Genomic DNA, 12223 nt, shown 5'->3' on the forward strand with positions numbered 1-12223 from the left:
TACAGAGGTCAGTAGTTAGTTACTTATAATTTGGGATTGATATATGACATTGCCCTGAACCATTTTTGTAATCAGCTTATTGAATATAGTAGCTTTGCTCTGAGATCGGTTGATCCTGAAACAGAATTCGTTAAAATACCTGTTCAGGTTTTTATCGCTTACCCAGGAATAAGTGGTTCTAATCCAAGATTTCACTTGGTGTATCATGGTGTGAATTGCCTTAAAGTTCAATCCCTTATTGCTTTCTATTTGTGTAATGTCATATGCTTTGGAAATTGGCCTATAACCACGCCATTTATCAGTGGTTACCTTAGCTTTGCGGCTTATATGGTTGATAAAGATGTACTGAAGGGACTGGGCTGAAAAATCTTCAATTTTCATGGTATACATCCGCTTTACCTTTCCATCTTCGGTCAACTGCACTGCCGTGATTGCTTTCTTTTTCTTACCATCATAACTTCTTCCTATTTTCCCCTCGTCCCTGCCGCCCATAACAAATTCATCCACGTGAACATCGCCATCCATAGGGTCATTCCCACTCGAAGCCATAGCTTCTCTAACTTTCAACATAAATAATCTCGCCGTTTTTTCAGTAACCCCATAGCGCACGGCCATATAACTTGCTGATAAACTTTTGGTTGTCGTGGCCATCTCAAAACAAATAAAAAATGCTTTGCGAACACCAAATTTAACCTTGTGAAAAAGGGTGTTTGCGGTAGCGGATTCAATATGGTGGCAAATATTGCACTGCCTGGCAAAATCCTTCCGTACTTGGCAAGCAGTGTGATTACATCTTGTACATTTAAAGCCGGTTTTGGACTTGATTGAAGCAAGGTATTTCTTGCAATCCTCATCGGTTTTGAACCGATCAGAGAACTCCAGAAGGTTTTGACCCTTAAAAATATCCATATTTTTATATATTTACTGGTAATAAAGATATGTATTTAAATACTGACCTCTAAACTTTTATTTTTCGCATATAATTTTACAGAAACCAGTTTTCAATTATTGATTTTTCATAAAAAATTAAGTTGGGGGCTTTTCTTCTAAATTTATTTTTCTTTTGTCTTAAGAAACACAATATTGAAGCTAAGCTTACTACCTTTGTAATTAGCAGAAAAAATAAATTATGAGTAATAATCCTAGAAAAAGAAGAGAGGCTTTGGTATATCACGCAAAGCCAAAACCAGGAAAAATAGAAGTTAAACCAACCAAGAAGTACGCCACCCAAAGAGATTTGTCCCTGGCTTATTCACCCGGAGTTGCAGAGCCCTGTCTCGAGATAGAAAAGGATAAAGAAAATGCTTATAAATATACCACAAAAGGCAACCTTGTTGCAGTAATTTCTAACGGGACTGCGGTTTTAGGTCTTGGTGATATTGGCCCTGAGGCATCTAAGCCGGTTATGGAAGGAAAAGGTTTGCTCTTTAAAATCTTTGCAGATATAGATGTTTTTGATATTGAAGTAGATACCAAAGATGTAGATAAGTTTATAGAAACCGTAAAAAACATTGCACCTACATTTGGTGGTATTAACCTTGAAGATATCAAAGCTCCTGAAGCTTTTGAAATTGAACAAAGATTAAAGGCAGAACTTGATATTCCCGTAATGCACGACGATCAGCATGGAACAGCCATTATTTCGGCTGCAGCCTTGCTTAATGCACTAGAGCTGTCTAAGAAAAAGATAGAAAAAGCAAAAATCGTGATAAGTGGTGCCGGTGCAGCAGCGGTTTCCTGTACAAAACTCTATAAAGCCTTTGGAGCGAAAGCAGAGAATATTGTAATGACAGACAGCAAAGGCGTAATTAGAAAAGACCGTCCGGGACTTTCTGAAGAAAAAATGGAATTTGCAACTTCCAGAAAAATAGATACACTCGAAGAGGCCATGAAGGGTGCCGATGTTTTTGTAGGCCTTTCTATTGCCAATATTGTTTCTCCCGAAATGCTAAAAAGCATGGCAAAACGTCCTATTGTTTTTGCCATGGCAAATCCGAACCCGGAGATAGATTATCAATTGGCTATGGATACGCGTAAGGACATTATTATGGCCACGGGAAGAAGTGACCATCCAAACCAGGTGAACAACGTACTTGGCTTTCCTTTTATATTCCGTGGAGCTTTAGATGTTAGGGCTACTAAAATAAATGAGGAGATGAAGATGGCTGCGGTAAAAGCTCTGGCCGAGCTGGCCAAAGAAGCTGTGCCGGAACAGGTAAATATTGCTTATGGTGAAACCAGACTTAATTTTGGTTCAGATTATATTATTCCCAAACCTTTTGATCCAAGATTAATTGCTAAAGTACCGCCGGCCGTTGCGAAAGCAGCAATGGAAAGTGGGGTGGCAAAAGAACCCATTCAGGACTGGGAGCGCTATGAAGAAGAGCTACTTGAAAGAATGGGCAGTGATAATAAAATTACCAGGTTATTGCTTAACCGGGCTAAAATGAACCCTAAACGAATTGTTTTTGCGGAAGCCGATCATTTAGATGTACTAAAGGCAGCGCAAATAGTTCAGGATGAAGGAATCGCTATTCCTATTTTACTGGGCCGACGTGAGGTGATTAAAGAATTGATGCAAGAAATAGACTTCAATGAAGATGTTCTTATTATAGATCCTAAGGCTGATGATCAGGAAAATCAGCGAAAAGCATACGCAAAGGTATATTGGAAATCAAGGAGTAGAAGTGGGGTTACCTTGTATGATGCTGAAAAATTAATGCGTGAGCGCAACTACTTTGCAGCCATGATGGTTAACGAAGGAGATGCCGATGGCTTGCTTTCTGGTTATTCAAGAGCCTACCCAACAGTTGTAAAACCTATGCTTGAACTTATTGGAATGGCTCCAGGTGTAACTCGAGTGGCGGCTACCAATATTATGAACACCTCTCGAGGTCCACTTTTTATTAGTGATACTTCTATTAACATAGATCCTCCTGCAAAAGACCTTGCTAAAATTGCACAAATGACGGCCAGAACAGTAAAATTGTTTGGGATAGAGCCGGTGGTAGCCATGATGTCTTATGCAAACTTTGGTTCATCCAAAGATCCTCATGCTGTTAAAGTAAAAGATGCTGTTGCTTACCTACATCGTTACCAACCAGACTTAAATGTAGATGGAGAATTACAGGCAGATTTTGCACTTAATCGTGAAATGCTTCAGAATAAATTTCCATTTTCAAAATTGGCCGGAAAAAAGGTAAACACTTTAATATATCCAAACCTGGATTCTGCCAATAGTACTTACAAGCTTATAAAAGAGTTGAATAACGTAGATTCTATTGGCCCAATTATGATGGGAATGCGCAGGCCGGTACATATTCTTCAACTTGGGGCGAGTGTAGAAGAGATTGTAAATATGACGGCCATTACGGTTGTAGATGCTCAGGAAAAGGAAAAGAAACAAAAAAAGTAAATAACCTCGTGGGCAGTCAACGAAGCAATAAATAGGAAGAATTTATGTGTTTCGTGACAAGTCACGGAGTCCCGATAATTTAATTATAGGGATAAATCTCGATTATCGAGTAAAATAAGGTGGAAATATAGCATTTAAGCCCGGGACAAAGGTTTCGGGCTTAACTTTTATTTACTACATTTGAATCCTTAAGTTAAAATTATATGATTCATCATCTTAAGGGGCAATTAATAGAGAAGAATCCTACCTACTTAGTTATTGAATGCAATGGTGTTGGGTATATGGTGCATATATCCTTACATACCTTTTCGCTAATTCCAGATTCCGAAAATATAAGTATTTATACCCATTTGCATGTAAAGGAAGATTCCCACACGTTATATGGTTTTTATCAAAAATCAGAGCGGGATATTTTTAGGTTATTAATATCGGTTTCGGGAGTAGGTACCAGTACAGCAAGAACAATGTTGTCTTCTTTAGAGCCTAATCAGGTAAAAGAAGCGATTGCTAACGCCAATGTGCCTACTATACAAAGTGTTAAGGGGATTGGTGCTAAAACTGCCCAAAGGGTGATTTTAGATTTAAAAGACAAAATATTAAAAGTCTATGGGGAAGACGAAGTTTTTGTTCCTCAGGACAATACAATAAAAGAAGAAGCGTTATCTGCATTAGAGACTCTGGGCTTTGCGAGAAAGCAGGCTACCAGGGTAGTAGATAAAATCATGAAAGATTCTCAAGCCCCTACCGTAGAATCTATTATAAAAATGGCTTTAAAAAATCTGTAAAGAATTGAGGTACAATTACTTGAAATTGTCAACTTCGGTTAGACTCAGCTTGTTGTTGTCATTGATAATTTCATTGAGTTCCAATGCACAGGAAACCCCTCAGGATACAACTGACACGGGGTACACTCTTAGTGAAATTTCCCTGCCAGATTCACAGCTTATTTCATCTTTTTATGAATACGATCCTATTCTGGACCGTTATATTTACCGGGAAAAATTAGGGGATATAGATCTTTCAATTCCGCTTATTTTAACTCCTCAGGAGTATGAAAATCTTGTGCTGGATGAAGAAATGCGCAATTATTTTAAGCAGAAGATAGATGCGCAAGCAGGTCGAAAAGAAGGTTCCGAAGAAATACAACGAGATTTATTGCCCGATTTTTATGTTAACAATAACTTCTTTGAAAGTATTTTTGGGGGTTCAGAAATTAATATTGTTCCGCAGGGAACCGTAGAAATGGATCTCGGGTTGCTTTATACCAAACAGGATAACCCGGCTTTTTCCCCAAGAAATAGAAGTAATCTCACTTTTGATTTTGATCAGAGAATAAGCCTTAGTCTTTTAGGGCAGGTTGGGGAGCGTTTGCAAATTACTGCTAATTATGATACTCAGTCTACCTTCGATTTTCAAAATCAATTAAAACTTGAATATACTCCTACTGAAGATGATATAGTGCGAAAGATAGAAGTAGGTAATGTGAATATGCCGCTCAACAATGCTTTAATGCAGGGTGCACAAAGTTTATTTGGGTTTAAAACCGAATTGCAGTTTGGGAAAACCAGGATTACGGGGGTGTTTTCTGAACAAAAATCAGAGCGTCGTACTGTAAATGTTGAAGGGGGTGCTGCCGTTGAAGAATTTGAAAAATTTGCCCTGGATTACGATCAGGATAGGCACTTCTTCCTCGCTCATTATTTTAGGGATCATTATGATGAAGCCCTCAAAGATTATCCGTTTATCAATGCAAATATTCAAATTAAAAGAGTTCAGGTTTGGGTAACTAATCGAACCAATAATGTTCAAAACCTTACCGATACCCGAAATATTGTAGGGATTCAAGATCTTGGAGAAACCAATATCCCCGGAAACATCGGACTTGACAATGTGCCTGCCGGATTTTTTAACCAACCGGCTGGTAGCTTTCCAGATAATGCCAATAACGATTTTAATCCTTTTGGGATAGATGGTTCGGCCCAATCGGTTTTAACTCCGGCTATTCGCGATGTGGCTACGGTAGATAATGGCTTTGGAGGAGTACAGGTTTCAGAAGGTTTGGATTACGTAAAACTGGAGAATGCACGGCAATTACAACCTAATGAATATAACTTAAATACTCAATTAGGATACATATCTTTAAATCAGAGATTAAGCAACGACGAAATTCTAGCGGTTGCATTCCAATATACTGTAAATGGTGAAGTTTATCAGGTAGGGGAGTTTGCTAACGACGGGGTAAATGCCACGGGAGATAATAATCCTGCACAAAACCCGGGTGGCGAGCCCGGTGCAAACCAGCGGGTAAACCAAAACCTAGTGGTAAAAATGCTTAAAAGCACCATTACCAATGTAGATGAGCCTGTTTGGGATTTAATGATGAAGAATATTTATAGTCTTGGTGCGTATCAGTTAGAGCGGGACGATTTTAGGTTGAATATTCTGTATACAGATCCGCAGCCTTTAAATTATATAAAGCCTGCAGGAGATGGAGCGGTGGCCCTCCCGGAAGATGTCAACGAAACGCCTTTGCTTCGTGTGTTTAATTTAGATAAACTTAATAATAACAACGACCCCATAAACGGTGGCGATGGTTTCTTTGATTATGTGCCCGGTTTAACAATAGATCCACAAAGTGGGAATATTATTTTTACTACGGTAGAACCTTTTGGGAAACATCTGTTTGATAAATTAGATAATTCGCCAAACTCCGGAACCGAAGATTATAATATTCTCGAAACCTGGAATGCTAACCAGCAAAAATATGTTTTTAGGTCTTTATACCGAACCACAAAGACTCAGGCTGAGCAGGAAGATGCCGATAAAAATAAATTTCAGTTAAAAGGAAGGTATAAATCGGGGGAAGTTGAAGGAATACCAATTGGTTTTAATCTCCCGCCCGGATCGGTTACCGTAACTGCAGGAGGAAGGGTCTTGCAGGAAGGGGTAGATTATGTGGTGAATTACGAGTTGGGAAGAGTGCAAATTCTGGATGAAGCTCTATTGGCTTCAGATATTCCTATTCAGGTAAATACCGAAAATAATGCTTTGTTTGGGCAACAAACCAAACGTTTTACCGGTATAAATGTAGAACATCAGTTTAATGAAAATTTTTTGGTGGGAGCAACGTTTTTAAACCTAAAAGAACGGCCACTTACTCAAAAAGCGAATTATAGTTATGAGCCTATAAACAATTCTATTTTTGGTTTCAATATAAATTATTCTACTGAAGTTCCTTTGTTTACCAGGCTGGTGAATAAATTACCAAATGTAGATACCGATGTCCCCTCTAATTTTTCTGTTACCGGGGAGTTTGCATACCTGCAACCAGGAGCACCCGCAGTTAACGACTTTCAGGGAGAGGCGACAACTTATATAGACGATTTTGAAGCTTCACAAACTACCATAGATATTAGCTCTCCCCTTAGCTGGGAGTTAAGTAGTGTGCCCCTTGGTTTTGGTGGCGAACTAGCTAATGGCGATGCTAAGGTAGGCTATAGACGTGCAAGTTTGGCCTGGTATACCATAGATCCTATATTTTATAGCAGTAGACGGCCAGACGGAATTACAGATAACGATATTTCAAATTACGCCACAAGAAGGGTAGCACTCAGTGAGATATTCCCAAATACCGATGTAGTGCAGGGGCAACCTCAGGTGGTATATACTATGGACCTGGCTTATTTCCCAACCGAGCGTGGTCCTTACAATTTTAATCCCCTGGCAACACAGGGAGACTTGCCAAATCCTTCTCAAAATTTTGGAGGAATAATGCGTGGAATAAACACCACGAATTTTGAGCAGAGCAATGTTGAGTTTATAGAGTTTTGGGTGATGGACCCTTATATTTATGCTGAAAATAATGGCAATTCTGGCGGAACTATCAATTTTAATTTAGGGAATATTTCTGAAGATGTTTTAAAAGATGGTAGAAAGCAATTTGAAAATGGCTTGCCGGCCAGTGGTGGATCAGAGAATACCATAGAAACACAGGTGGCCAAAGTTCCTGCAGACCAATCTTTAATCTATGCGTTTAATACTGAAGGCGAAGAGCGTCGAAATCAGGATGTGGGTTACGATGGGCTTTCAGATGAACAGGAAGCCGCGAAATTTCCCGAGTTTAGTAATTTTCCTGATCCTGCAGCCGATAACTACGAGTATTTTTTAAATACCACTGGAGATATTGTTAGCCGTTATAAGAGGTATAATGGTCCCGATGGAAATTCACCACCGGAAGTTGGGAATACCAATAGGGGAAACACCACTTTGCCTACTACAGAAGATGTAAATCGTGATAACACGATGAATACCATAGATAGTTATTTTGAGTATGAAATACCATTTTTTCCGGGTATGGGTATTGAAAATAATCAATATATAACCGACGAAAAAGAGCTTACTACTACCCTTAGAAATGGAAACGAACTACCCGTGCGCTGGCTTCAGTTTAAAATACCAATATACGAGCCAACAGATGCTAAAGGGGGAATTGCAGATTATAGGTCTATACGGTTTATGAGAATGTTCCTTAGTGGGTTTGAAGAGAAGACCTTATTGCGTTTTGGAACTATGGAGCTGGTGCGTGGAGACTATAGACGGTATAATCGTGGTTTGAGGGATAGAAGTGTACTTCCTGAAAATCAGAATACTCTTTTTGAAGTTTCAGCGGTAAATATTGAAGAAAATGAAAACCGGGAACCCATACCTTATGTGTTGCCTCCGGGGGTGATTAGAGAAGAACTTTTTGAGAATAATACTAATATTAGGCAAAATGAACAATCTCTTTCTCTTAGGGTTTGTGATCTAGAGCCACAAGATTCCAGGGCGGTCTATAAGAACTTTCAGCTGGATATGCGGCAATATAAAAAACTGGAAATGTTTTTGCACGCCGAATCTTTACCGAACAAGACGCCTTTAAAGGACGGCCAATTGGTTGCTTTTATTAGAATGGGAACCGATTTTACCGATAATTACTATCAGATTGAAGTGCCTTTAAGCCCCACTGTTTTTGGAGCCACGACAGCCGAAGAAATTTGGCCTGAAGGTAATAGAATGGAATTGCCTTTAGATTTATTGCAACGTGTAAAAACCAGTGTGCTTGGCGACCCTGCTTTAAATGCCGGTAAATTAAACTTCTTTTCAGAAAGCCTGGAGCTGGTAGATGAAGAAGATCCGTATGAAATGGATAAGCTTCGTCTTGGGATAAAAGGGAATCCCAGCTTTGGAAATGTTAGGGTGCTAATGTTAGGGCTAAAAAATGGAACGCCAACCAGCGGGGTGCAGGATTTGTGTGGAGAAGTTTGGTTTAATGAGTTAAGGCTTTCAGATCTTGATAATGAAGGAGGCTGGGCAACCATAATTAATATGGATACAAACCTGGCCGATTTTGCAACGCTGGCCGCTACGGGTAGAAAAAGCACTGTAGGCTTTGGAACCATAGAGCAGGGGCCAAACCAGCGAAGCAGGGAAAATTCGCAGCAGTACGATGTTGTTACCAATATTAATGTTGGCCAATTGCTTCCGGAAAAATGGGGAGTTAAAATTCCTTTTAATTACAGTAGGGGAGAGGAGCTGGTTACACCAAAATTTGACCAGGAATTTCTGGATTTAGAATTGGAAACCCGCCTGGCCGATATTGTAGATCCAGCAGAAAGAGAGCGCGTAAAAAAACAATCTCAAACCTATACAAAACGCCAAAGCATAAATGTTATTGGCTTGCGAAAAGAACGTACAGGTGAAGCAAAGCCTATGCCCTATGATATTGAAAACTTTGCTTTTACAACTTCTTACAATCAGGTAGATCACAGGGATTTTGAAATAGAAGAATCTTTAAGTCAGAATGTGCGTGCAGGGGCTACTTACGAGTTTAACTTCGAGCCTAAACAAGTAGAGCCTTTTAAAAATATTTCGGCATTAGATAGTAGCGATTATTATTCTTTGGTAAGAGATTTTAATGTGAATTTATTGCCGTCTAACATAAATGCAAGTTCTACCATTTTAAGACAGTACAACGAGCAGAAATTTAGATCGCTGGAGCTTTCAGATGAAGATTTAGGAATTCCTACCCTTTACCAGCGAAATTATTTGTTTAACTGGGAGTATGGTATAAACTACAACCTTACAAATTCATTAAATTTTGCTTTTAATGCCTCAAATAATAGAATTGTTAGAAACTATATAGATGAAGAAGGTTTTGCCGATAACACTATTGGGGTTTGGGATGATTTTTTCAGCATAGGTACTCCAGATTTACATTACCAAAATTTACAGGTAAATTATGACCTTCCTTTTGATAAAATTCCGGTACTGGATTTTATAAATGCAACATACTCCTATACGGGTGATTTTCAATGGCAACGTGGCTCCCGTATTTACGAAAACCTGGAAAATATTCCTGATATAGGGAATAGCGTGCAAAACTCGAGTTCCCATCAAATAAATGCCAATCTTGATATGGAGTCTTTGTATTCTTATTTAGGGCTTGAAAAGAAAGAAGGCAGGGGTAACAAGACCATAAAGCAGCGTAGTGCAGGTGTGCCTACTTTAGATGGGGCGCCTCAAGATAGACAGGCCGGGCAGAATGCTGAGGTGGTTAAAAAAACAAGTAAAGGCTTTAATACTTTTGTAGATTTTGTAACGGTGTTAAGTAGGTTGCAAATAAACTATAGGCAAAATGAAGGTACTTTTCTTCCCGGCTATACCCCTAGTGTTGGCTTTATGGGAACTTTACGACCCAGTGCCGGTTTTGCTTTTGGTTGGCAGGACGAAATTAGGTACAATGCTGCTAGAAGAGGTTGGTTAACCTTATTCCAAAATTTTAATCAGCAGTATTCTACTTTAAAGAACGAGCAATTAGATGTGCAGGCTTCCCTTGATATTATCCCAGACCTTACTGTAGATGTTAGTGCGAGTAGGAATTATTCAGAAAATTATTCAGAAAATTATAGGGTAAATCCAACTACGCTTGAATATATTCCCTTAACACCATATAATTATGGGAACTTTAATATTTCTACAATTCTTATAAAAACTGCATTCAATCAATCTAACGAGCAATCTTCAGCAACATTTGAAAACTTTAGGGAAAATCGTTTGACCATTGCAAGAAGAATAGCCAGGGAACGTGGTTTAGATCCTAACGATGTAGATGAAGATGGTTTTCCAAAGGGAATAGGAAAAACAAGCCAGGCTGTTTTGCTTCCTGCTTTTGTTTCAGCTTACGCGGGTAAAGATCCTGAAGATGTTAAATTAGGTGCATTTAGGGATATGCCTTTGCCAAATTGGAATCTAAAGTATACCGGGTTAATGCGTATTGGTTGGTTTAGGGATAAATTTAGAAGGTTTTCAATAAATCACGGTTACCAATCCAATCATACTATTAACCAGTTTCAAACCAATTTAGATTATGACCCGGATAACGAATTTGATACTAACCAGGCAGGGGATTTTAAAAGCCCTATGTTGTATTCAAATATTGTTTTAACTGAATTGTTTACACCATTATTTCGGTTAGACCTGGAAACTAAAAATGCCATTCAATTGTTGGCCGAAGTTAGGAAAGACCGAATGCTTTCTTTAAGCTTTGATAATAACCTGCTTACTGAAACTACCGGAAATGAATATATTTTTGGCGCAGGCTACAGAATAAAGGATCTAAAAATCGCAACTGGTCTTGGTGGGCGAAATAGAATTTTAAGCAGCGACCTTAACTTTAAAGCTGATGTTTCTTTTAGAAGGAATAAAAGTATTATTAGGTACCTTGATTTGGAAACCAGCCAGGTGATTGCCGGGCAGGATATTTGGCGCCTTAATTTTACTACAGATTATGCCATTTCCAGCAACTTAACAGCTATATTTTATTATGAGCATAATTTCTCTGAATATGCTGTTTCTACCGCTTTCCCGCAAACAACTATAAGATCGGGAATTACACTTAGATATAATTTTGGAAATTAATTGAGCCTTGTTTGAAGTATTGCTTTAAAAAATTAACTTTGCTCCAATATAAAATAGAACCAATGAATATTCCACAAGATTTAAAGTATACCAAAGATCACGAATGGATCAGGGTAGAAGGTGATACTGTTACAATAGGTATTACAGATTTCGCTCAAAGCGAATTGGGAGACATCGTTTATGTAGAAGTAGAAACCCTGGATGAGACCCTTGATAAAGAAGAGGTGTTTGGTACTGTAGAAGCGGTAAAGACCGTTTCAGACCTGTATTTGCCAATTTCTGGAGAGATTATTGAATTTAATGAAAGTCTTGAAGACGAGCCTGAAAAAGTGAATTCAGACCCTTACGGAGAAGGTTGGATGATTAAAGTGAAATTTTCTGATGAATCTCAGTTGGAAGAACTTTTAAGCGCAGATGCTTATAAAGAAATTCTTGGTAACTAGAATTGCTTTATTTGTAGCTTGTTCCTACACAGTTTTACTAACGGTTTCGTCTTTGGTGAAACTTGGTAAAATTAGTGTTGGAAGTTTTAATCCTACAGATAAACTTTTACACCTTGTAGCTTATTTTGGGTTATTGGTATTGTGGAAGGTATATTTTATGTTGAAAAATAAACCTAAAAATACTTATAAGAGTAACCTTTTTAAAATTGCAGGCCTTGCAGTGCTGTTTGGTATGTTAATTGAGCTTTTACAAGGAGTGCTCACCAGTTATCGTCAACCAGATTGGTTTGATATTTTGGCTAATACCACTGGTGTTTTGCTTGCTGTTATTATCTTTCTTTTCTTTGAAAGAAGTCTAAAAAGGTTAAATAGCAAGATTAATTTAGTTTTTTAGAAAAAATATTTATTT

General features: G+C 38.4%; 6 protein-coding genes. 5 read left to right on the top strand and 1 reads right to left on the bottom strand.

The window, feature by feature from the left end:
- Window positions 1–15 precede the first annotated feature (15 nt).
- The gene (locus tag I6U49_RS01620) at window positions 16–909 is read right to left on the bottom strand and encodes an IS1595 family transposase (protein ID WP_198627338.1); all 894 of its coding nucleotides are present in this window, start codon (window positions 907–909) and stop codon (window positions 16–18) included.
- A 220-nt stretch (window positions 910–1129) separates the two neighbouring features.
- Here I6U49_RS01620 and I6U49_RS01625 point away from each other — a divergent pair, with 220 nt between their 5' ends.
- From I6U49_RS01625 to I6U49_RS01645, 5 genes are all read left to right on the top strand, one after another.
- Window positions 1130–3415 carry an NADP-dependent malic enzyme gene (locus tag I6U49_RS01625; protein WP_198627339.1) on the top strand — a complete coding sequence of 762 codons (2286 nt, stop codon included), beginning with the start codon at window positions 1130–1132 and terminating at the stop codon, window positions 3413–3415.
- 203 nt (window positions 3416–3618) lie between these two features.
- Window positions 3619–4200: a Holliday junction branch migration protein RuvA gene (ruvA, locus tag I6U49_RS01630; RefSeq protein WP_193711383.1), complete on the top strand. Its 582-nt coding sequence runs from the start codon at window positions 3619–3621 to the stop codon at window positions 4198–4200.
- A gap of 25 nt (window positions 4201–4225) precedes the next feature.
- Window positions 4226–11371 carry a T9SS outer membrane translocon Sov/SprA gene (gene sov / locus I6U49_RS01635; RefSeq protein ID WP_455431169.1) on the top strand — a complete coding sequence of 2382 codons (7146 nt, stop codon included), beginning with the start codon at window positions 4226–4228 and terminating at the stop codon, window positions 11369–11371.
- 62 nt (window positions 11372–11433) lie between these two features.
- The gene (gene gcvH / locus I6U49_RS01640) at window positions 11434–11814 is read left to right on the top strand and encodes a glycine cleavage system protein GcvH (RefSeq protein ID WP_193711381.1); all 381 of its coding nucleotides are present in this window, start codon (window positions 11434–11436) and stop codon (window positions 11812–11814) included.
- Window positions 11786–12208, top strand: a complete 423-nt coding sequence (locus tag I6U49_RS01645) for a VanZ family protein (RefSeq protein ID WP_193711380.1) — start codon at window positions 11786–11788, stop codon at window positions 12206–12208. The genes gcvH and I6U49_RS01645 overlap by 29 nt, the downstream gene beginning before the upstream one ends.
- The last annotated feature ends 15 nt before the right edge of the window (window positions 12209–12223 follow it).

Source organism: Salegentibacter maritimus (assembly GCF_016236915.1).
In the GTDB taxonomy this organism is placed as follows: domain Bacteria; phylum Bacteroidota; class Bacteroidia; order Flavobacteriales; family Flavobacteriaceae; genus Salegentibacter; species Salegentibacter maritimus.

Bases quoted from the DNA above. Each gene is read 5' to 3' on its own strand.
- I6U49_RS01620 (WP_198627338.1), bottom strand. From the start codon at position 909: ATGGATATTTTTAAGGGTCAAAACCTTCTGGAGTTCTCTGATCGGTTC.
- I6U49_RS01625 (WP_198627339.1), top strand. From the start codon at position 1,130: ATGAGTAATAATCCTAGAAAAAGAAGAGAGGCTTTGGTATATCACGCA.
- ruvA (WP_193711383.1), top strand. From the start codon at position 3,619: ATGATTCATCATCTTAAGGGGCAATTAATAGAGAAGAATCCTACCTAC.
- gcvH (WP_193711381.1), top strand. From the start codon at position 11,434: ATGAATATTCCACAAGATTTAAAGTATACCAAAGATCACGAATGGATC.
- I6U49_RS01645 (WP_193711380.1), top strand. From the start codon at position 11,786: ATGCTTATAAAGAAATTCTTGGTAACTAGAATTGCTTTATTTGTAGCT.